Origin of the sequence: Leclercia adecarboxylata, from assembly GCF_006874705.1 — a bacterium.
In the GTDB taxonomy this organism is placed as follows: Bacteria; Pseudomonadota; Gammaproteobacteria; order Enterobacterales; family Enterobacteriaceae; genus Enterobacter; species Enterobacter adecarboxylatus_C.
Genome location: NZ_CP035382.1, coordinates 1,624,956 through 1,646,860 on the forward strand (window position 1 = coordinate 1,624,956; position 21,905 = coordinate 1,646,860).

20 protein-coding genes are annotated in these 21,905 nt (G+C 56.9%); 7 read left to right on the forward strand and 13 right to left on the reverse strand.

All coding sequences use genetic code 11. The features are described from left to right. Nucleotides 1-5: 5 nt before the first annotated feature. Complete coding sequence (locus ES815_RS08790) at nt 6-620, reverse strand: IMPACT family protein (protein WP_142487486.1); 615 nt, start codon at nt 618-620, stop codon at nt 6-8. Then, on the reverse strand, nt 620-1,951 hold the full coding sequence (gene pepQ / locus ES815_RS08795; RefSeq protein WP_142490033.1) for a Xaa-Pro dipeptidase: 1,332 nt from the start codon (nt 1,949-1,951) through the stop codon (nt 620-622). Before pepQ ends, ES815_RS08790 begins: the two co-directional genes overlap by 1 nt. 187 nt (nt 1,952-2,138) lie before the next feature. Here pepQ and fadB point away from each other — a divergent pair, with 187 nt between their 5' ends. Then, entirely contained in the window at nt 2,139-4,328 is a 2,190-nt protein-coding gene (gene fadB, locus ES815_RS08800) for a fatty acid oxidation complex subunit alpha FadB (RefSeq protein ID WP_142490034.1), read from the forward strand. Nucleotides 4,329-4,337: 9 nt separating this feature from the next. After that, nucleotides 4,338-5,501 (forward strand): acetyl-CoA C-acyltransferase FadA, encoded by a 1,164-nt coding sequence (gene fadA, locus ES815_RS08805; RefSeq protein WP_142487487.1) that lies wholly within the window; start codon nt 4,338-4,340, stop codon nt 5,499-5,501. 183 nt (nt 5,502-5,684) lie between these two features. Here the strand turns inward: fadA and fre are convergent, their stop codons facing one another. Together fre and ubiD are read right to left on the reverse strand one after the other, a co-directional pair. Next, nucleotides 5,685-6,386, reverse strand: coding sequence for an NAD(P)H-flavin reductase (gene fre / locus ES815_RS08810; RefSeq protein WP_142487488.1), 702 nt, complete (start codon nt 6,384-6,386; stop codon nt 5,685-5,687). A gap of 42 nt (nt 6,387-6,428) precedes the next feature. Continuing rightward, nucleotides 6,429-7,913, reverse strand: a complete 1,485-nt coding sequence (gene ubiD, locus ES815_RS08815; protein WP_142487489.1) for a 4-hydroxy-3-polyprenylbenzoate decarboxylase — start codon at nt 7,911-7,913, stop codon at nt 6,429-6,431. A gap of 183 nt (nt 7,914-8,096) precedes the next feature. Between ubiD and rfaH the strand changes: the two genes are divergently transcribed. After that, nucleotides 8,097-8,588, forward strand: a complete 492-nt coding sequence (gene rfaH / locus ES815_RS08820; RefSeq protein WP_106995902.1) for a transcription/translation regulatory transformer protein RfaH — start codon at nt 8,097-8,099, stop codon at nt 8,586-8,588. On the opposite strand, the gene tatD is transcribed toward rfaH, so the two are convergent. From tatD to udp, 9 genes are all read right to left on the reverse strand, one after another. Then, a complete protein-coding gene (gene tatD, locus ES815_RS08825) occupies nt 8,585-9,367 on the reverse strand; it encodes a 3'-5' ssDNA/RNA exonuclease TatD (protein WP_142487490.1) in 783 nt (260 codons plus the stop codon). The two genes, rfaH and tatD, sit on opposite strands and share 4 nt — an antisense overlap. A gap of 41 nt (nt 9,368-9,408) precedes the next feature. Continuing rightward, the gene (gene tatC, locus ES815_RS08830) at nt 9,409-10,170 is read right to left on the reverse strand and encodes a Sec-independent protein translocase subunit TatC (protein ID WP_142487491.1); all 762 of its coding nucleotides are present in this window, start codon (nt 10,168-10,170) and stop codon (nt 9,409-9,411) included. A 2-nt stretch (nt 10,171-10,172) separates the two neighbouring features. Beyond that, nucleotides 10,173-10,700 carry a Sec-independent protein translocase protein TatB gene (tatB, locus tag ES815_RS08835; protein ID WP_142487492.1) on the reverse strand — a complete coding sequence of 176 codons (528 nt, stop codon included), beginning with the start codon at nt 10,698-10,700 and terminating at the stop codon, nt 10,173-10,175. A gap of 3 nt (nt 10,701-10,703) precedes the next feature. Next, on the reverse strand, nt 10,704-10,958 hold the full coding sequence (tatA, locus tag ES815_RS08840) for a Sec-independent protein translocase subunit TatA (RefSeq protein ID WP_032615095.1): 255 nt from the start codon (nt 10,956-10,958) through the stop codon (nt 10,704-10,706). Nucleotides 10,959-11,034: 76 nt separating this feature from the next. Then, a complete protein-coding gene (gene ubiB, locus ES815_RS08845) occupies nt 11,035-12,675 on the reverse strand; it encodes a ubiquinone biosynthesis regulatory protein kinase UbiB (protein WP_142487493.1) in 1,641 nt (546 codons plus the stop codon). Then, nucleotides 12,672-13,277 carry a ubiquinone biosynthesis protein UbiJ gene (gene ubiJ / locus ES815_RS08850; RefSeq protein WP_142487494.1) on the reverse strand — a complete coding sequence of 202 codons (606 nt, stop codon included), beginning with the start codon at nt 13,275-13,277 and terminating at the stop codon, nt 12,672-12,674. Before ubiJ ends, ubiB begins: the two co-directional genes overlap by 4 nt. Before the next feature lie 13 nt (nt 13,278-13,290). Further along, nucleotides 13,291-14,046, reverse strand: coding sequence for a bifunctional demethylmenaquinone methyltransferase/2-methoxy-6-polyprenyl-1,4-benzoquinol methylase UbiE (gene ubiE / locus ES815_RS08855; protein ID WP_032615102.1), 756 nt, complete (start codon nt 14,044-14,046; stop codon nt 13,291-13,293). Between the two features lie 66 nt (nt 14,047-14,112). Beyond that, nucleotides 14,113-15,561, reverse strand: a complete 1,449-nt coding sequence (gene rmuC, locus ES815_RS08860; protein ID WP_142487495.1) for a DNA recombination protein RmuC — start codon at nt 15,559-15,561, stop codon at nt 14,113-14,115. Nucleotides 15,562-15,700: 139 nt separating this feature from the next. Continuing rightward, nucleotides 15,701-16,462: a uridine phosphorylase gene (gene udp, locus ES815_RS08865; protein WP_106995909.1), complete on the reverse strand. Its 762-nt coding sequence runs from the start codon at nt 16,460-16,462 to the stop codon at nt 15,701-15,703. 251 nt (nt 16,463-16,713) lie between these two features. On the opposite strand from udp, the gene ES815_RS08870 reads away from it, so the two are divergent. The 4 genes from ES815_RS08870 (at nt 16,714) to ES815_RS08885 (ending at nt 21,835) form a co-directional block, all read left to right on the forward strand. Next, a complete protein-coding gene (locus tag ES815_RS08870; protein ID WP_142487496.1) occupies nt 16,714-17,520 on the forward strand; it encodes a dienelactone hydrolase family protein in 807 nt (268 codons plus the stop codon). Nucleotides 17,521-17,700: 180 nt separating this feature from the next. Beyond that, nucleotides 17,701-19,512 (forward strand): beta-glucoside-specific PTS transporter subunit IIABC, encoded by a 1,812-nt coding sequence (locus ES815_RS08875; RefSeq protein ID WP_142487497.1) that lies wholly within the window; start codon nt 17,701-17,703, stop codon nt 19,510-19,512. Then, nucleotides 19,512-20,975, forward strand: coding sequence for a glycoside hydrolase family 1 protein (locus tag ES815_RS08880; protein ID WP_142487498.1), 1,464 nt, complete (start codon nt 19,512-19,514; stop codon nt 20,973-20,975). Before ES815_RS08875 ends, ES815_RS08880 begins: the two co-directional genes overlap by 1 nt. Nucleotides 20,976-20,998: 23 nt before the next feature. Further along, a complete protein-coding gene (locus ES815_RS08885) occupies nt 20,999-21,835 on the forward strand; it encodes a PRD domain-containing protein (protein ID WP_142487499.1) in 837 nt (278 codons plus the stop codon). Nucleotides 21,836-21,905 lie beyond the last annotated feature (70 nt).

A 21,905-nucleotide genomic window follows, 5' to 3' on the forward strand; every position in this document is an offset into this window, starting at 1 on the left:
GGGGATTATTCTTCAATCGGCCGTAATTGCAACGAACCACGACTAAAATCAGCCAGTTTTGCTGAGAATACCGGAAGCGACGCCTGGGGTAGCGCCACACGCAATTGCACCGTCGCCTGGTAATCACTGTGCACAATCAGGCCCTGATACTGCTTCAGCAACGCTTCGATGCCGGATAACTGGGCGTAATCGCACAATAAAGTATATTCGGTAAGTGGCGTTTTGCGGATCGTTGTCAGTTGATTCAGCGCCTGCTGGACCCCGCCGCCATAGGCCTTGACCAGCCCACCCGTTCCTAATAATACGCCGCCGTAGTAACGCACCACGACGGCGGTGATTTCGCCCACGCCGCTGCCCATTAACTGAGAGAGCATTGGTTTGCCCGCCGTGCCCGCCGGTTCACCATCATCCGAGAACCCCAGCTTCTGTGAATCGTCGGGCGGCCCCGCTACCCACGCCACGCAGTGGTGGCGGGCGTCAGGATGTTCTGCCCGTACTGACTCAACAAAAGCCTTTGCCGCCTCCACGCCGTCGGTATGCGCCAGCAATGTGATGAAACGGCTTTTTTTGATCTCTTCCGTAAAGGTGACCGGCGCTGCCGGTATGAGCCAGCTCTCCATTACGCCAGCTTCAGATCTCGCGTCATGTTTTCAGTACCGTTTTCATGGATCACCACGTTATCTTCGATACGGATGCCACCAAACGGCTTCAGCGCCTCAATTTTCTGCCAGTTGAAGTGCTTGCTGAACTGCCCTTCGCGCCACGGCGCCAGCAGAGACTCAATGAAGTAGATGCCCGGCTCGATGGTCAGCACCATGCGCGGCTGCAGGATGCGGGTGCAGCGCAGGTAAGGATATTTGGACGGCGCTGCCAGATGGGTACCGGTGTCATCCTGCATAAAACCAGCGGTGTCGTGCACCTGCAGACCCAGCGGGTGGCCGATACCGTGCGGCATAAACGGCCCGGTCAGGTCGTTTTCCACCATCGCCTCTTCACTCATATCGCTGACGATCTGGTGCTTACGCAGCAGCTTCGCAATGCGCTGATGGAACTGGATGTGGTAATCCACATAGCTCACTCCGGCCTTCATGGTGGCGATCAGGGCCAGTTGCTCTTCATTGACGTCTTTGATCAGCTGAGCGAACTCGGTATCGCTGTTCCCGGCCCAGGTGCGGGTCAGGTCCGCGGCATAGCCGTTATATTCCGCACCGGCATCCAGCAGGAAGCTGCGCATTTCGGACGGCGCGCGGTGATCGAGTTTAGTGTAGTGCAGCACCGCCGCGTGCTCATTCAGCGCCACAATGTTGCTGTATGGCACGTCGGTGTCACGATGGCCGGTGGCCGTCAGGTAAGCCAGGTTAATGTCGAACTCGCTCATGCCGGACAGGAAGGCTTCGTGTGCCGCACGGTGGCCGTTGACCGCGGTTTTTTGCGCTTCACGCATGCACGCCAGCTCATAGTCGGTCTTATAGGAGCGGTAGTAGTGCAGATAGTCGATCACGCCTTTCGGGTTGATGTTATCTGCGGCGATTTCCAGACCGCGCGCACGTTCCGGTACCGGGCCAATATAGGCGATGTTGCCGCGGGCAGCAGGTAACTGGTTGCCAATACCGTCGGCTTTAGGCAGGGCAATCACCTCGATCTCTTCCGTCCAGAAGGAGGTCGGCAGCGGTTCAACGTTGTGCCAGTAATCCACCGGCAGATAGAACCACAGTTTCGGCTTGTTCACGCCGTCCACCAGCAACCAGCAATTGGGAACCTGGGTTACCGGCACCCAGGCTTTAAATTGCGGATTCACCTTGAAGGGATAAGCGTGATCGTCGAGAAAGACATTGAACAGCTCGCCTGAGTGGATGAGTAGGGCATCCAGCTTAAAGCGAGCCAGTACGTCGCGGGTACGTTCCTGTAACGTAACAATGTGATTTTTATACAGCGCGGCCAGTGAGTCCATCATTCTTCCTTTTGTTTTGACCTCAAGTCACCGCATCTTAGCACACCTCAGAAAGGCTGCGTGATCTCCGCCGATCGTGATCAGACCTACAATTATTTAATGAGTAATTTGCATTTCATTAACACAAATCCCACACTCCGAATCATCTGGTATGACCAGATCCAATTGCTGGATTCAGGAGACCGACATGCTCTACAAAGGCGACACCCTGTACGTAGACTGGCTGGAAGGTGGCATTGCCGAACTGGTGTTCGACGCCCCCGGCTCAGTGAATAAACTGGACACCGCAACCGTGGCCAGCCTTGGCCATGCGCTGGACGTGCTTGAAAAAGAGTCCGACTTAAAAGGTCTGCTGCTGCGTTCCGAAAAAGCGGCATTTATCGTCGGCGCAGACATCACCGAATTTCTCTCCCTGTTCCTGGTCCCCCAGGAGCAGCTGAGCCAGTGGCTGCATTTTGCCAACAGCGTCTTTAACCGTCTGGAAGATCTCCCTGTCCCGACGATCTCTGCGGTCAACGGCTATGCGCTCGGCGGCGGCTGCGAATGCGTGCTGGCGACCGATTACCGTCTCGCCACCCCTGATTTGCGCATCGGCCTGCCGGAAACCAAACTGGGCATTATGCCGGGCTTTGGCGGCTCGGTCCGTCTGCCGCGCCTGCTGGGTGCCGACAGCGCTCTCGAGATCATCGCTGCCGGTAAAGACGTCGGTGCCGACCAGGCGTTGAAACTCGGTCTGGTGGATGGCGTGGTTAAGCCTGAAAAACTGCATGAAGGAGCGCTGGCCATTCTGCGTCAGGCGATCAACGGCGACCTTGACTGGAAAGCGAAACGCCAGCCGAAGCTGGAGCCGCTGCACTTAAGTAAAATTGAAGCCACCATGAGTTTCACCATCGCCAAAGGCATGGTGATGCAGACGGCGGGTAAACACTATCCGGCGCCGATCACCGCGGTGAAAACCATCGAAGCCGCCGCACGTCTGGGCCGTGACGAAGCACTGAAATTAGAAAACCAAAGTTTCGTCCCACTGGCTCACACCAACGAAGCCCGCGCGCTGGTCGGTATTTTCCTCAATGACCAGTACGTGAAGGGTAAAGCGAAGCAGCTCACCAAAAACATCGAGACGCCAAAACAGGCGGCGGTGTTGGGCGCAGGCATTATGGGCGGCGGCATTGCCTACCAGTCGGCCTGGAAAGGCGTGCCGGTGGTGATGAAAGACATCAACGAGAAGTCGCTGACCCTGGGCATGACCGAAGCGGCCAAGCTGCTGAATAAACAGCTCGAACGCGGCAAAATCGACGGCCTGAAGCTCTCCGGGGTGATCTCCACTATTCATCCGACGCTGGAATATAGCGGCTTCGATCGCGTGGATGTGGTCGTCGAAGCGGTGGTCGAAAACCCGAAAGTGAAAAAAGCGGTACTGGCAGAAACCGAAGATAAAGTACGTCCGGACACCGTGCTGGCCTCCAACACCTCTACCATTCCAATCAGCGAACTGGCCAGCGTTCTCAAGCGCCCGGAAAACTTCTGCGGCATGCACTTCTTTAACCCGGTGCACCGTATGCCGCTGGTTGAAGTGATCCGCGGTGAAAAAACCTCTGACGAAACCCTCGCCAAAGTGGTGGCCTGGGCCAGCAAGATGGGCAAAACTCCGATTGTGGTGAACGACTGCCCGGGCTTCTTCGTTAACCGCGTGCTGTTCCCCTACTTTGCCGGTTTCAGTCAGCTGCTGCGCGACGGGGCGGATTTCCGCAAGATCGACAAAGTAATGGAAAAACAGTTTGGCTGGCCGATGGGCCCGGCGTATCTGCTGGATGTGGTCGGCATTGATACTGCGCATCACGCTCAGGCGGTGATGGCGGCAGGTTTCCCGCAGCGCATGCAGAAAGATTACCGCGATGCCATCGACGCCCTGTTTGAATCGAACCGCTACGGCCAGAAAAACGGCCTCGGCTTCTGGCGTTATAAAGAAGACAGCAAAGGCAAGCCGAAGAAAGAGGAAGACGCAGCCGTGGACAGCCTGCTGGCCGACGTCAGTCACGCGAAGCGCGATTTCAGCGACGAAGAGATTATCGCCCGCATGATGATCCCGATGGTCAACGAAGTGGTGAGCTGTCTCGAAGAGGGTATTATCGCCAGCCCGGCGGAAGCAGACATGGCGCTGGTGTACGGCCTGGGCTTCCCTCCGTTCCACGGCGGCGCGTTCCGCTGGCTGGATACGCTGGGCAGCGCCCGCTACCTGGATATGACGCAGCAGTATGAACATCTCGGCGCGCTTTATCAGGCTCCAGAAGGTCTGCGTACCAAAGCGCGTAATAACGAAGCGTACTATCCCCCGGTTGAGCCCGCCCGTCCGGTTGGCGCACTGAAAACGGCTTAAGGAGTCACAATGGAACAGGTTGTCATTGTCGATGCAATTCGCACCCCGATGGGCCGTTCGAAGGGCGGCGCATTTCGTAACGTGCGCGCGGAAGATCTCTCCGCACATTTAATGCGTAGCCTGCTGGCGCGCAACCCGGCTCTGGAAGCCACCGCGCTGGACGATATCTACTGGGGCTGCGTGCAGCAGACCCTGGAGCAGGGCTTTAACATCGCCCGTAACGCGGCGCTACTGGCGGAAATCCCGCATTCGGTACCGGCTGTCACCGTCAATCGCCTGTGCGGTTCATCGATGCAGGCCCTGCACGATGCGGTGCGTATGATCATGACCGGCGATGCGCAGGTGTGCATGATCGGCGGCGTGGAGCACATGGGCCACGTGCCGATGAACCACGGGGTCGATTTCCATCCCGGCATGAGCCGCACCGTAGCGAAAGCCGCGGGAATGATGGGGCTGACGGCAGAAATGCTCTCACGCCTGCACGGTATCAGCCGTGAAATGCAGGACGGCTTTGCCGCCCGCTCCCACGCCCGTGCCTGGGCCGCGACGCAGTCCGGCGCATTCAAGAATGAAATTCTGCCCACCGGCGGTCACGACGCTGACGGCGTGCTGAAGCAGTTCTATTTCGATGAAGTGATCCGCCCGGAAACTACCGTTGAGGCCCTCTCGACGCTGAAACCGGCCTTTGATCCGGTCACCGGTACCGTGACGGCGGGCAGCTCTTCTGCCCTGTCCGATGGTGCGGCGGCGATGCTGGTAATGAGCGAAAGCCGCGCCCGCGAGCTGGGCCTGACGCCGCGCGCGCGCATCCGCTCGATGGCGGTGGTGGGTTGCGATCCGTCAATCATGGGTTACGGCCCGGTGCCAGCCTCAAAGCTGGCGCTGAAAAAAGCCGGGCTTTCCGCCAGCGATATCGACCTCTTTGAGATGAACGAAGCTTTCGCCGCACAGATCCTGCCGTGTATTAAGGATCTGGGGCTGATGGATCAGATCGACGAGAAGATTAACCTCAACGGCGGCGCCATTGCGCTGGGTCACCCGCTGGGTTGTTCCGGGGCGCGTATCAGCACCACGCTGATTAACCTGATGGAACGCAAAGATGCCCAGTTTGGTCTGGCAACCATGTGCATCGGCCTGGGTCAGGGGATCGCGACGGTATTTGAAAGGGTGTAATCGAAGAATATTCCCCTAAATCATTCGCGTTGCATCGCGGCGGCAACTGCGCGAATCCCCGGGAGCATAGTTAACTATGTGACCGGGGTGAGCAAAGGCAGCCAACAAAGAGGCAGCGTGAATGATGACGGGGAAAGGTTTAGTTGCCGTTTTCCCGCCTGTCAGGGGCGGGTTTTTTTCGTCTCAAATAAACGCAAATGCGTCGCCAAACAGGCGATCTTCACGGGCGTTACGTTCGTTGCAGAACAGGTCCCGGGCAATTTTCGCCATCTCAAAACGACCGGCAATGTAGATATCGTGATTCACCAGCGTGCCATGATCCTGCAGCACCGCCGTTAACACGGTGCCGCTGCGACCGCGCCAACCCTCTTCCGGCTGTTCAACTACTGGCTCAACGCGCAGGTTCGGATGGGTCACGCTCAGCGCTTCCAGCTCAGACAGATCGTAGAGATGCTTCGCCTCGCGGCCACCCCAGTAGATGGTAATATCACGGTCCGGGTTACGCGCCAGCGCCGTCAGCAGGATGGAGCGCGCGTAGGAGAAACCGGTGCCGCCCGCAATCAGGATCAGCGGACGCTCTTCGTCATCACGCAGCCATGCTTCGCCGTGAGGAATATCAATCTCGATCTCATTCTCTTTCAGAATGCGATCCATGACTGCCATCGCATACAGGTTGAGCTCAGACGCCCCAATGTGCAGCTCGATAAACTCTTGCTCGTCCGGCGTCGAGGCCATTGAGAAAGGGCGCTTATCCCGCTCATCCATCACCACCATCAGATACTGGCCAGCGCGGAAGGAGAACGCCGATTCAGGTACTAAACGGACGCGATATACGGTGTCGGTGATAGCGTCTACCGAAGTCACTTTACAGCTTAAGGTTGTCATTCGCTCTCTCTGTCGGGAAGTCTATAGGGCATAACGGCGCATTCAGGCGTCTTTACCGTTATTCATTATGGCCAGTTCATCCCAGATCGCGTCAATTCGCGCAGTCACCTCAGGATCCTTTTTGATCGGACGACCCCATTCACGTTGGGTTTCGCCGGGCCATTTATTGGTGGCATCCAGTCCCATTTTTGAGCCAAGACCGGAAACCGGCGAGGCAAAATCCAGGTAATCTATCGGCGTGTTTTCCACTAACACGGTATCGCGTGCCGGATCCATACGGGTGGTAATGGCCCAGATCACGTCATTCCAGTCACGGGCGTTGACGTCATCATCGCAAACGATCACAAACTTGGTATACATAAACTGGCGCAGGAAAGACCATACGCCCATCATCACCCGTTTAGCGTGACCCGCATACTGCTTCTTAATGGTTACCACCGCCAGGCGATAGGAGCACCCTTCCGGCGGCAGATAGAAATCAACGATTTCCGGGAACTGCTTTTGCAGGATCGGCACAAACACTTCGTTCAGCGCCACGCCCAGCACCGCGGGTTCATCCGGCGGACGTCCGGTGTAGGTGGAGTGGTAAATGGCATCTTCACGCTGGGTAATGTGCGTCACGGTAAACACCGGGAAGCTGTCGATTTCGTTGTAATAGCCGGTGTGGTCGCCATACGGCCCTTCCGGTGCCATCTCACCCGCCTCAATGTAGCCTTCGAGCACGATTTCAGCGCTGGCAGGTACTTCCAGATCGTTCGAAACGCACTTCACCACTTCGGTTTTGGTGCCGCGCAGCAGTCCGGCAAAGGCGTATTCCGACAGGGTGTCCGGCACCGGCGTGACGGCACCGAGAATGGTGGCCGGATCGGCACCCAGCGCCACGGCGACCGGGAAGCGTTCGCCCGGATGGGCCGCGCACCACTCCTGAAAATCAAGCGCACCGCCGCGATGCGACAGCCAGCGCATAATCAATTTATTTTTACCGATCAGCTGCTGACGATAGATCCCAAGATTCTGCCGCTCTTTATGCGGCCCGCGCGTCACGGTCAGACCCCAGGTAATCAGCGGGGCGGCGTCTTCGGGCCAGCACTGCATGATCGGAATACGCGTCAGATCGACCGCATCGCCTTCCACGATTTTCTGCTGGCAGGGCGCGCCGCGCAGCCGTTTGGTCGGCATATTCAGGACTTGCTTAAACTGCGGCAGCTTATCGAAGAGATCGCGAAACCCTTTTGGCGGCTCAGGCTCTTTTAAAAAGGCCAGCAGCTTACCCACTTCACGCAACGCGCTGACATCCTCCTGCCCCATCCCCATCGCCACACGTTTTGGTGTGCCAAACAGGTTACAGAGCACCGGCATGGTGTAGCCTTTCGGATTTTCAAACAGGAGCGCTGGCCCACCCGCGCGGAGCGTGCGGTCGGCAATCTCTGTCATTTCCAGGTAAGGATCGACAGGAATTGTGATGCGTTTGAGTTCGCCCTGCTTTTCCAGCAGTTCCAGGAAGTCGCGTAGATCGTTGTATTTCATGCAGTTAGTCAAGCTCTCTCTGTAAGCGTTTCATTATACGGCGTAAGACTGCCTGATGCTGTATTTTTGTTAAATTAGCGTGAAGATTCACGGCTTCTTCTGGGTACGGCCATTATAATCAGCTTAGCGATCCCGCCAGGGTTTTGATATGCTTGCCGGCATAACAAGCGGAAAAGAGTCATTATGCAGGCCTGGTATTTACTGTATTGCAAGCGCGGACAACTTCAGCGTGCTCAGGAACATCTGGAACGCCAGGCAGTGAACTGTCTGACGCCAGCGATCACGCTGGAAAAAATGGTCCGTGGTAAACGCACAACCGTCAGTGAACCGCTGTTCCCTAACTATCTGTTTGTTGAATTCGACCCCGAAGTGATCCACACCACCACCATCAATGCGACGCGCGGTGTCAGCCACTTCGTACGCTTTGGCGCGCACCCGGCTACCGTGCCCTCTTCCGTGATCCACCAGCTCTCGGTCTACAAACAACCTGAAGGCATTACCGATCCCGATACCCCCTTCTCCGGCGACGATGTGGTGATCACCGAAGGGGCCTTTGAAGGGCTGGTAGCCATTTTCGCTGAGCCGGACGGTGAAGCCCGCTCCATGCTGCTGCTGAACTTACTGAATAAAGAAGTGAAGCAGAGCGTAAAAAATACCAGCTTCCGCAAAGTTTAAAAGTCGACGCCAAACAGACGACGTACGTTGTCATCCGTCTGCGCTGCCAGCCACTGCGCCTCTTCGCCGCGCCAGTGGGCGACCCGTTCCATGATATGTCCCAGATAAGCCGGTTCATTGCGTCGCGATGCCGGTTTTGGACGGAGATCGCGCGGCAGCAGATAAGGTGCATCAGTCTCAACCAACAGGCGTTCGGCAGGAATAACCGGCAGCAGCTCGCGCAGCTCAAGCCCGCGCCGTTCATCGCAGACCCAGCCGGTGATCCCCAGATACAAACCGCGATCCAGACAGGCTATCGCCTCCTCGCGCGTGCCGGTAAAACAGTGCAGCACCGCCCCGGGCAGTTTATCCAGCCAGGGCTCCAGCAGCGCCAGAAAACGGTCATGAGCGTCGCGGCAGTGCATAAACACCGGCATGCCCAGCTCCGCGGCTAATGCCAGCTGGGCACTAAAGGCATGCTCCTGCTCGGCGGGAGTAGAGAAGTTGCGATTAAAGTCGAGACCACACTCACCGATAGCCACCACCTCAGGGGATGCGGCTAAAGCCCGGAGTGCGCTGGCACTTTCCGCCGTCCAGTGGCTGCTGTCGTGCGGATGGACGCCCGCCGTTGACCAGCAGCGGTCGTAGCGCTGCGCCAGCTGTCGCGCCTGTTCACTTTCGTGCAGGTTGGTGCCCGTCAGCAGTAAGCCGTTGACCCCGGCGGCGATGGCCCTTGCCACCACCTCGTCACGATCCTGGGCAAACTGCGGGCTGGTCAGATTCAGACCGATATCAAACATACTGGCTCCCATATGACAACCGCCCTGGCGGGCGGTTGGGGTTATTCTTCTGTTCCTTCGGACTCTTCGTCGTGATCTTCACGTCGCTTGCCGGTATAGAAGCGCGCGAAGAAGACACCGACTTCAAACAGGCAATACATCGGGATTGCCAGCAGGGTTTGCGAGAAGACATCCGGCGGCGTTAAAAGCATGCCCACTACAAAGGCGCCGACCAGAATGTAAGGCCGTTTTTTGCGTAATTCATCCGGGGTGGTGATCCCCATCCAGCAGAGCAGCACGATGGCAACCGGCACCTCAAACGCCACGCCGAAGGCCATAAACAGCGCCATCACGAAGCTGAGATAACTGGCAATATCGGTCGAGACCTGGACCCCTACCGGCGCGGTATTTGCCAGAAAGCCAAAGGCCAGCGGGAAGACCACGAAGTAGGCAAAGGCCATGCCGATATAAAACAGCAGCGAGCTGGAGACCAGCAGCGGGATCACCAGGCGGCGTTCATGCTTATACAGCGCGGGGGCAATAAAGGCCCAGACCTGATAGAGGATCACCGGCGCAGAGGCAATCAGCGACACCCAGAAGGTCAGCTTAATTGGCGTGAAGAAGGGCGATGCCACGTCGGTGGCGATCATGGTGGCCCCAAGCGGCATCTGCTTAATCAGAGGGGCAGAGACCACCTGATAGATATCGTTGGCAAAATAGACCAGGCATAAAAAAATGAGCAAAACCGCAATAATGCAGTTCAGCAGGCGTTTACGCAGCTCGATCAGGTGCGCAATCAGCGGTTGAGTTTCATCTACTGCCATGTTTACGCTTTATCACTCGACGAGGGGGACGCGTCAGCAGCGGGTGCAGGCTTTTTCTCTGCGGGCGCTGGCGTCGGTTCTTGTTTTGGGGTCACCGGCTCGGCTGGCGCCTGTTCGGGCGCAGTGGCCTGATGCTCAGCAGTGGCAGGCGTCACGCCTTCATGCTGCGCTTCGTTATCTTTGACCAGCGGGTTGCGAATGGTATTGGCTTCATCGCTCGCTTTTTCCGGATCGTTGACGCTGTAGGAGCGCTTCATGGATTCCGCCGCTTCGCGCAGTTCGTCCATCGAGGCTTTCAGTTCCGGCGTCAGGTTATCCATGCTCGCCTTTTCAACCTTTTTCAGACTGTCCTGAAACTCCTGCAGCTTAAGCTCCTGCGCCAGCTCATTTTGCACCGTAGTCGCCAGCGATCGCAGCGCACGCACCCAGCCTGCAACCGTTTTTACTGCCACAGGCAGACGTTGTGGCCCCAGAACAATGAGACCAATCACGAAGACCAGCAGCAGTTCACTAAAACCGATATCGAACACGAATTACACCTGCTCGTTATCGTGGCGTTTAGCATTTTCCTTTTTGGCATCGTCTTGTTTATCAGCGATGGATTTAGCAGTGAAATCCGCATCCTGGCTGGATTTATCCTGCTTCTCGTCATCATCTTTGATCGCTTTTTTAAAGCCTTTGATGGACGCACCGAGATCGGAACCGATAGAACCGAGTTTTTTGGTACCGAACAGCAGCACGACGATGACGGCAATGATCAACAATTGCCAGATACTGATACCACCCATACATCTTCCCCAGTTATAGATGAATAATTAATCAGGCCGCATTATACGTTATGCGGCCCTGGTATAGCGACGCAATTCAGCGCGTTTTGCGCCATCCGGCTAGCCAGACAACCACGCCGCCCGCCATCAACCAGGCAGGCATGAGCTCCCACTCAGGACGATTGATCAGCAGCAGCGTGCCGCTTAACAACAGTGTCGCCCCAATGCCAAACAGATACCGGGACTGCCCCTGACGCACATGGTTGGTTTGCAACTCGCGGGCAATTTTATCCACGCTGTGTTGCAAGTTTTTGCTCTGACGCAAACTGTCATACACCAGTTCAGGAATTTCAGGCATTTTTTCAATCCAGAACGGCGCTTTCTCTTTCAGGGAGCGCACCAGCGCCGGAAGACCCACCTGGTCCTTGATCCACGACTCAAGGAAGGGTTTTGCCGTTTTCCATAAGTCTAACTGAGGATAAAGCTGTCGCCCCACCCCTTCAACGTAAAGTAATGTTTTCTGAAGTAAAACTAACTGGGGCTGTACTTCCATATTAAAGCGGCGGGCGGTATTGAACAGGTTCAGCAGCACATGGCCGAACGAGATCTCAGCCAGCGGCTTCTCGAAAATAGGCTCACAGACCGTACGAATGGCGAACTCAAACTCTTCTACGTTGGTATCCGGCGGAACCCAGCCGGAATCGACGTGCAGCTCGGCCACTTTACGATAATCGCGGTTAAAGAAGGCGATAAAGTTCTCGGCCAGATAGCGCTTATCTTCTTTGTTCAGCGAGCCGACAATACCGCAGTCGATGCCGATATACTGCGGATCTTCAGGATGCTCGTAGCTGACGAAGATATTCCCCGGGTGCATGTCGGCGTGGAAGAAGCTGTCCCGGAACACCTGGGTGAAGAAGACCTGCACGCCACGCTCGGCCAGCAGCTTCATGTTGGTACCCTGCTTTTCCAGGGTTGCGACGTCCGAGACCGGGATCCCGTAGATGCGCTCCATCACCATCATGTCCTGGCTGCAATAGTCGGAATAGACTTCCGGCACATACAGCATCGGGCTGTTTTCAAAGTTACGGCGCAGCTGAATGGCGTTCGCCGATTCCCGCAGCAGGTTCAGCTCATCAATTAGCGTCTTTTCATATTCGCGCACCACTTCCATCGGGCGCAGGCGGCGGCCGTCAGGCAGCAGACGCGGCACCCAGCGGGCCAGGCGGTAGATGAGTTTCATGTCGGCTCGGATGATCGGCAGAATGTCCGGGCGGATCACCTTGATGACCACCTCTTTGCCATTCTCTTTCAGCCGTGCGGTGTGAACCTGCGCAATGGAGGCGGAAGCCAGCGGCTGGATGTCGAAATCATCGAACCAGGTTTCAACCGGGAGATCGCCCATCGCTTTTTCGATCTGCTGCTTTGCCAGCTTACCGTCGAACGGGGCAACTTTATCCTGCAGCAGCGCCAGCTGATCGGCGATCATTGGCGGGAACAGGTCACGACGGGTGGAGAGCATCTGGCCGAACTTGATCCAGACAGGCCCCAGCTCCTGAAGCGCCAAACGCAGCCGCTCACCAAGCAGTTTGTCCTGATGGCGATTTGGCATCCAGAATAGCGTTCGCCGCCAGATACGCAGCGGCAGTGTGATGCGCATTCGGGGGATAAGCTCGTCGAGCCCGTAACTTAAAAAGGTGCGGATGATAAAGTAGAGGCGCCGAATTTCACCAGGCGTCATTTGCCCTCCAGTTTTTCAAGCCGTTTTGTCAGTGCATCAACTGCACGCTCAACCGCGGCGGTCTCTTCTGCAAACCATGCCGCTTCCAGCGGCCCCGGCGCCATGCGCCACTCCTCGGTCAGCACTTCCGCGGCATAGCGCTGCTGGCGCTGAAACCCCTTCTTCAGCAACGAGGCACCGCCGCGTAGTACTTTACCAATCCCCTCAGCGGCAATATCGCCGGTCCAGGGGGCCAGCAGCTCTGCCGGGTCGAACTCGGCCAGATCGGCCAGCGCGACAAAGTTCTGCACCACCTGGATATCGCCTTGAACCTCCAGCTCGCCGCTGCGGATCAGGGCGGTAAGCTGCTGGCGATCGCGCAGTTTAGGCAGGGTGCTCATATGGGTGATGACGGAGCAGTCGGCCTCGCCTTCCCACTCCCCCAGCACGTCGAGCTGACGCTCGCTGAACACCAGCACCAGCGGAGTCGAAAACTCTTTTAATACTACCCGCAGCACTTTGCCGTTAAGACGCTGACGCGCCGTTTTTAGCGCGGGAGACCGGTACAGAAAGGTATTGAGTACGTTTTCCACACCGGCTGTGATCAAGGGTTTAAACGGCATTTGCCACCTCCACTCAGAACTTATAACCGCGATGCAGCGCAACAACGCCTGCCGTCATGTTGAAGTAATCAACATTGTCAAAGCCTGCATCCTGCATCATGGCTTTTAAGGTGTCCTGGTTTGGGTGCATACGGATGGATTCGGCCAGATAGCGATAGCTGTCTGCATCGTTGGCAACCATTTCGCCAATGCGCGGCAGAATGTGGAACGAATAGGCGTCGTAGGCTTTGCTCAGCGGCTCAATAATCGGCTTCGAGAACTCCAGCACCAGCAGACGTCCACCCGGTTTCAGCACGCGGTACATGGAACGCAGCGCTTTCTCTTTATCGGTGACGTTACGCAGACCGAAAGAGATGGTAATGCAGTCAAAGGTGTTATCCGGGAAAGGCAGCGCTTCAGCGTTCGCCTGGACATATTCAACGTTGCCGACCACGCCAATATTGCGCAGTTTTTCACGACCCATTTTCAGCATGGAGTCGTTGATATCAGCCAGCACCACGCGGCCCGTTTCGCCCACCAGACGCGAGAATTTCGCTGTCAGGTCGCCGGTGCCGCCCGCCAGATCCAGCACGGTTTGTCCACGACGCACGCCGCTACAGTCAATAGTGAAGCGCTTCCACAAGCGATGAATGCCGAATGACATCAGGTCATTCATTACATCGTACTTCGCCGCCACGGAATGGAATACGTGGGCCACCATGTCAGCTTTCTGCGCTTTAGCGACAGTCTGAAAGCCAAAGTGCGTTGTGTCTTGTGAATCTTCAACCATCTCAGAGCCTGCTTATCAGTCAAATGTTTGAGAAGTGTAACAGATTGGGCGCATTTGCCCTACGATTCAACCACCCCGGGAATAACGCTCCAGGGGGTCTGCCGACGCCTGCGCGCCTGCTAAGGTGTTGTTTGTATTTTGAACGGGCTCATCACTGCGCAGCCGGTACTCTTCATCCTGCGACGTGGCCTGTTCAACTAATTCCGGATTAATCTCGCGTTTTACTTCCACGCCCAGGCTGCGGAACGATTCGGCCTGAGCCAGCAGGTTACCCCGCCCGGAGGCCAGCTTTTTCATCGCCTGACGGTAGTTATCCTGGGCGCGATCCAGGCTCTGCCCGACCGACGACATGTCATCGACGAACAGGCGCATTTTGTCATACAGGCGGCTGGCGCGGTCGGCAATCTGCTGGGCATTGCGGCTCTGGTGCTCATAGCGCCACAGATTAGCAATGGTGCGCAGCGCCACCAGCAGCGTGGTGGGGCTGACCAGCATAATGTTGTTTTTCAGCGCCTCGGAGATCAGCTCCGGCTGGCGGTCCAGCGCCAGTAAAAAGGCTGGTTCAACCGGGATAAACATTAGCACGTAGTCGAGCGAACGCAGGCCGGGCAGCTGCTGATAGTCTTTGCGTCCCAGCAGACGGATATGGTTACGCACCGAGGCGATATGCTCCTGCAGCGCCGACTCGCGGGTGTAGTCATCTTCGGCGTTGAAGTAGCGCTCATAGGCCACCAGGGTCATTTTGGCATCGATGACCACGTCCTTATCCTGCGGCAGACGCACAATGACGTCGGGCTGCATTCGCGCGCGGCTCTCAGTTTCAATGCTGACCTGGGTTTGATATTCGTGGCCCTCGCGCAGGCCAGAGGCTTCCAGCACGCGGGTCAGGACGACTTCGCCCCAGTTACCCTGGGTTTTATTGTCGCCTTTCAGCGCTTTAGTGAGATTGATGGCCTCCTGCGCCATCTGGGCATTTAGCTGCTGGAGGTTGCGGATTTCATGGGCCAGCGTGTGGCGCTCCCGCGCCTCCTGACCGAAGCTGTCCTGCACCTGGCGACGAAAGCCGTCCAGCTGTTCGCGCAGGGGCGACAGCAGGCCGTTCAGGCTCTGGCGGTTTTGTTCATCGACGCGGCGGTTACTCTGCTCAAAGATGCGGTTGGCGAGGTTTTCGAACTGCTCGCTCAGGCGCTGTTCGCTGTTGATCATCTGGCGGATTTTGTCTTCCGCATGCAGCTGGGTAGACTCCAGCCGGGTAGTGACTTCGCGCAGGTCAGCTTCCAGCGAGGTGTTGATATCCCGCAGATTGCGCAGCTCGTTGTTGAGCAGCTCGCATTCGTCGCGCCAGTGCCCGCTCTGGGCTATGTTCTGTCTTAATGCACTGAGATCGGCCACCATCTCTTCACGTTCGGCAAGCTGATCGGCCTTCTGCTGCGCATGCTGATAGCTGGCGAACAACCAGCCCACGCCGACGCTGACCAGCGCAATAACGGCATAAAAAAGGATGGAAATATCCACGACGCCCCCTGCATCAAGGTATGACCCGCACAAAATAGAATTGTGCTGTATAAACGTCCAGTTTGAAAAGGGTTTTCTGCGAGGCGCTACGCAAAGAAAAAGGCCGAACAGGTCGGCCTTTGGCAAGGAAAAGGGGAAATTACAGCAGGCGGCGGGCCGCTTCCACCACGATTTTCACCGCGTGGCTTTCGGTCTGCTTCATGGTCTCGGCGTTAGGGATCTCTTGCTGGGTGCGGTTAACAATGACGCCCGCAACCATACCGGCACGCAGACCCTGGCTTGCGCACATGGTCAGCAGCGTGGCAGATTCCATTTCATAGTTCATCACGCCCATCGACTGCCACTCTTCCATCGAGCCTTTGAAACGGTTGACTACGCGACCGGAGAAGGTGTCGTAGCGCTCCTGGCCAGGATAGAAGGTATCAGAGGAGGCGGTCACGCCAACGTGCGTGGTCGCGCCGACGGATTTCGCGGCTTCTACCAGCGCGGTGGTGCACTCGAAATCGGCCACTGCCGGGAACTCCATTGGCGCAAAGTGCAGGCTCGCGCCGTCCAGACGCACGGACGCGGTGGTAACCAGTACGTCGCCGACATTGATGTGCGGCTGGATCGCACCGGTCGTACCGATACGCAGGAAAGTACGGATGCCCAGCTGCGCCAGCTCTTCAACGGCAATTGAGGTAGACGGGCCACCGATACCGGTAGAGCACACGATCACCGCTTTGCCATCCAGCTCTGCCCGCCAGGTCGTGAATTCGCGATGGGCTGCCAGCTTAACCGGCTTATCCATCAGCGCGGCGATCTTTTCCACACGCTCAGGATCGCCAGGGACGATAGCGAGCGTAGCCCCTTGTAAATCGTTTTTAGTGAGGCCGAGATGAAAAACATCAGACTTAGACATAGAAAACTCCTCTGTGGGTCAGTTTGTCAGCAGAAGCAAAGCGGTACTTTACCGGAGGAACCGGCCTTGTTTCGTGACAGACGTCACCATGAATAAAATTGATTGCAGTTAATTACCATGAAATAGTGATTAACATCACATTAACGAGTTATATCGTTATCTGTTGCACAAAAGATAGCCTGTTTCGGGCACTGTGGATTGTTAACCTGCGGACTATATTTACTTTTGCGCTAATTGGTACGGAGAATGCCATGACTGGAAAATCTGGATTTGCCCCTGCTGCTGACCTGCAAGCCTCAACCGTTGTCACTACCTCCGACGAGGCGATTACCGCCGGGGAGACCTCGATTCCGACCCAGGGCGATAATATGCCCGCTTACCATGCCCGGCCCAAAAATGCGCAAGGGGCATTGCCAATCGTCATCGTGATTCAGGAAATTTTCGGCGTACATGAGCACATTCGCGATCTCTGCCGTCGCCTGGCGCTGGAAGGCTATCTGGCCGTCGCGCCTGAGCTCTATTTCCGTCAGGGCGACCCGAACGATTACAACGACATTCCCACCCTGTTCAGCAACCTGGTCACTAAAGTGCCGGATGCGCAGGTACTGGCGGATCTTGACCACGTCGCCAACTGGGCGGCGCGCAACGGGGGCGATCCCCATCGTCTGCTGGCAACCGGCTTCTGCTGGGGCGGCCGTATCAGCTGGCTGTATGCCGCGCACAACCCGCAGCTGAAAGCCGCCGTGGCGTGGTATGGCAAGCTGGTGGGCGAAAAGACGCTGAATTCACCGAAGCATCCGGTTGATATTGCAACCGATTTGAACGCGCCCGTCCTCGGGTTGTATGGCGCAGAAGATACCGGGATCCCGCTGGATACGGTAGAGACCATGCGTCATGCCCTGCGTGCGGCAAACGCAACGGCGGAGATTGTGGTTTATCCGGGAGCCGGACACGCTTTTAACGCTGATTATCGCCCGAGCTATCACGCGGACTCAGCCAAAGATGGCTGGCAGCGGATGCTGGCCTGGTTCCAACAATATGGTGGTAAAAAAGGTTAAGCGGCTCACATTTCGCTACGCAAAGTGACGCGACTGTTTGACTTTTAAACACAATCTGGACGATATAAAAACCACAGGCGTGTAACTACGATCCGTAGGCAAGACCTGAACCCCCTCTCCGTTTTCGAGCGGAGAGGGGGTTCAGGTCTTTTTTTTTGCTCTGGAGACAGGGGCCAGAACATGAACCACTTGCAAACAGCGCTGGACATCATCGCCCAGGTCGGCGGTGCTGAGAATATCGAACATATCGAACACTGTTCCACCCGTTTACGGCTGAGCCTGTACGACAGTGGCAAGGTCAACGAAGCGGCGCTGGCAAAGGTCGACGGCGTGCTGGGCGTGCGGGTGAACGTGCAGTGCCAGGTGATTATTGGTCACGAAGTGGTGCAGGTCTTTGAGGCGGTGCGCTCGCTGGTGGGGGCCCCTCAGGCGGGCGGACAACATACACCTGTCAGAATCAGCCGTGGCGCGCAGGTTGTCGATTTCGTGATAAGCATTTTTCAGCCGCTGGTGCCTGCCATTGCCGGTGGTGGCGTCCTGAAATCGCTGCTGCTGTTGCTGGACGTCATGGGCTGGCTCAGCCGGGACAGTTCGACCTACAAGGTACTGGATAATATCGGCTCCGCGCCGCTCTACTTCCTGCCGATCCTGGTGGCGATCACCACGGCGATGAAGCTGAAGGTGAACGTGCTGGTGGCCGTCTCGGCAGTTTCCGTGATGGTGCTGCCGGCGATGACCAAACAGCTGGCCGACGGGACGGCATTCATGTCGTTCGATCTGCGCAACGTCGCCTACGCCTCGCAGGTATTCCCGGCCATCCTGTGCGTGCTGTTTTACGCCCGGACGGAGAAGTTGTTCAACCGCTACTCCCCCGGCGCGCTGCGCATTTTTCTCTCGCCGATGCTCTCTCTGCTGGTGACGGTCCCCGTTACGCTGCTGATCCTGGGGCCGCTGGGCTACGAGCTGGGTGCCGGCCTGGCAACGGTGATTTTATGGCTCTACGGCAAACTCGGTTTTGTCGCCACCGGGCTGCTGGCCGCCGCCCTGCCCTTCATGGTCGCCGCCGGGATGCACAAGCCGATGCTGCCCTACGCCGTGGCCTCCATGAGCCAGTTCGGGCGCGAGATGCTCTATCTGCCCGCGTCGCTGGCGCACAACATTGCCGAGTCCGGCGCGTGCCTGGCGATTGCGCTTAAGAGTAAAGATAAAGTGCTGAAATCTACCGCCTTCTCCGCCGGGATCTCCGCCCTGTTCGGCATTACCGAACCGGCGCTGTATGGCGTTACGTTGCTGAATAAAAAGGCGCTTTACAGCGTGATCCTCGGCAGCATCGTGGGTGGGGCATTTATTGGCTGGATGGCGATTCAGGCCTTTGCCCTTGTCGGCCCTGGCCTTGCCAGCATCTCAATGTTTGTCTCTCCGGATAACCCGATGAACATCGTCTGGGCCTTCGCCGGGGCGGGGCTATCTTTTGCCGTCGCCTTTATCAGCGCCTTCGTGCTGTGGCGTGATAAAGCGGCTGAACACACCGACGCGCTGAGCCTCACCCGCCCGGTCGAAGGGCAGATCATCCCGCTTGAAAACGTTAACGATGACGTCTTCTCCCGCAAAATCATGGGCGACGGGATCGCTATTATTCCTTCCCAGGGCGTGCTGCGGGCCCCGGCGGATGGAACCATCGTGAACGTATTTGACAGCGGCCATGCGCTGAGCCTGCTCACCGACGCGGGCGTCGAGCTGATTTTCCATATCGGCATCGACACCATCCGGCTGCAGGGTGAAGGTTTCTCACCACGGGTGGTGGAGGGCCAGCATGTGAAGAGCGGCGACACGCTGATTGAATTTTCACTCGATACCATCACTTCCGCCGGGCTCGATCCGGTGGTGATGATGGTGGTGACGAACGGCGAACGCTTTTCGCTGACACCAGGTAATACCGACGATAAGAATCCAGACCCGCATATCATCATGACGCTTAAGGAGTCCGTGTAATGGAGAAATCCCTCCCGTTTCCGCAAGGTTTTTTATGGGGTGGCGCTATAGCCGCTAATCAGGCCGAAGGGGCATGGAATGTGGATGGCAAAGGGCCGTCCGTAGCTGACGCCATCACCTGGAAGCCCAACCTGTCCGTGAAGGATTACAGCGGCCATATGGCGCTGACGGACGAGAACATCCGCGACGCGTTTGAAGGTAAAAATGACGCGCTCTACCCGAAACGCCGCGGCATCGATTTTTATCACCACTATAAGGACGATATCGCCCTGTTTGCTGAGATGGGCTATACCGTGCTGCGGGTGTCGATCGCCTGGTCGCGTATCTTCCCGACCGGTGAAGACGCTGCGCCAAACGAGGCAGGATTGCAGTTTTATGAAGAGATGTTCCGCGAGCTGCGTCGCCACAACATCGAGCCGCTGGTGACCCTCTCTCACTACGAAATGCCGCTGGCCCTGAGCGAAAAGTACAACGGCTGGGTGCACCGCAACGTGGTGGATGCTTTTGTGCGCTTCAGCAACGTCTGTTTCGATCGCTATAAAGATCTGGTCCGCTACTGGCTGACGTTTAATGAGATCGACAGTATCCATCGCCACCCCTTTACCACGGCGGGCATCCGGGAAGAGAAAAGCGCGCCGGGCAAAGCCCAGCAGGATATCTACCAGGGGCTGCATCACCAGTTTGTCGCCTCTGCGCTGGTGACGCGCGACTGCCACGCCAAAATCCCGGGCAGCCAGGTCGGGTGCATGCTGACCAAACTCACCACCTATCCGCACAGCTGCCGTCCCGAAGACGTGGAAGCGACGCTGAAGAAGAATCTGGAGAACTATTTCTACGCCGATGTGCAGGTGTTTGGCGAGTATCCGCCGCTGATCCTGCGCGATCTGGCGCGGCGGGATATCCAGATTGCGATGCAGGCCGACGATCAGCGCATCTTAAAGGATTATACAGTCGACTTCGTCTCCTTTAGCTACTACATGTCGATGACAGAATCGACCCAGCCGGACGTGGAGCGCATCCCGGGGAATACCGTTCTCGGGGTGAAAAACCCGTACCTGCCGGCATCCGAATGGGGCTGGCAGATTGACCCTGTCGGGCTGAAAATCTCCCTGCTGGAGCTGTATGACCGTTACCAGAAGCCACTGTTTATCGTGGAGAATGGTCTTGGCGCGAAAGATGTCGTGGAAAACGGTGCGATCCACGACAGCTACCGCATCGACTACTTCCGCGCCCACTTCGAGCAAACGTTGGCAGCTATAAATGAAGGGGTGGATGTGATGGGATTCACCACCTGGGGCTGCATCGACATTATCAGTGCGGGCACCTCGCAGATGTCCAAGCGCTACGGCTTTATCTATGTCGATCAGGACGATGAAGGCAAAGGCACGCTGAAGCGCCTGAAAAAAGACTCCTTCTGGTGGTACAAAAAAGTGATTGCCAGCAATGGCGCAGACATGAGCTAACCGGCCATGCCGCAGGAATAACCGTGATAACGATAAAAAAGTCGCTTAATAACAGCATGCTGCTGGTCGATAACGACCAGCGGGAGATGATTTTGTTCGGCAAGGGGATCGGCTTTGGGGCGAAACCCGGTACCCATATCGACCTGGCGCAGGTGGAGAAAGTGTTCCTGCCGCTGAGCGATCTCAAATCCCGCCATTTTTTATCCCTGACGGACACCATTCCTGCGGCGTTCTTCGACATTAGCCATGAAATTCTTATCCTCGCGCGCCGCCTGTGTGGGGATAAGCTCAATTCCGTATTGCTCTTTACCCTTGCGGAGCATCTGCACTTTGCGGTGGAGCGCAGCCGCAACGGGCAGACGATCCTCAATAAGCTGAGCTGGGAAGTGAAGCGTTACTATCCGCAGGAGTACAGTGTCGGTTTGCAGGCACGCGCCCAGGTGAATGAGAAGTTTGACATCGAATTACCTGAAGAAGAGGCGGTAAATATCGCCTTTCATCTGATCAACGCCAGCAGCCAGGACGACGACAGCACCGCCCACCAGCAGGTTGAGCTGGTCAACCGCATCGCTGATATCGTGCGCTATAAGCTGGGCAAGAGCATCGATACGCAGTCGGTTAACTATATGCGCTTTATCACCCATCTGCGTTATTTTGCCGAGCGGGTGCTGGCCGGGAAAATCGCCCTCAGCGAGACCGAGGATTTTTATCAGGAGCTGATGCGCCACCGCCCGGACGCGATGACCGTGGCGTGGGTGATCCGTGATTATGTGCAGGATAAATATCAGCTCACCCTGCCGAAAGATGAGCTGACGTGGTTGAGCATCCATATTAGCCGGCTGATGGATGGGCAGGCGTAAATCGCCCGGTGGCGGCTGCGCCTTACCGGGCCTACAAATGACACTAAATCGTAGGCCGGGCAAGCGTCAG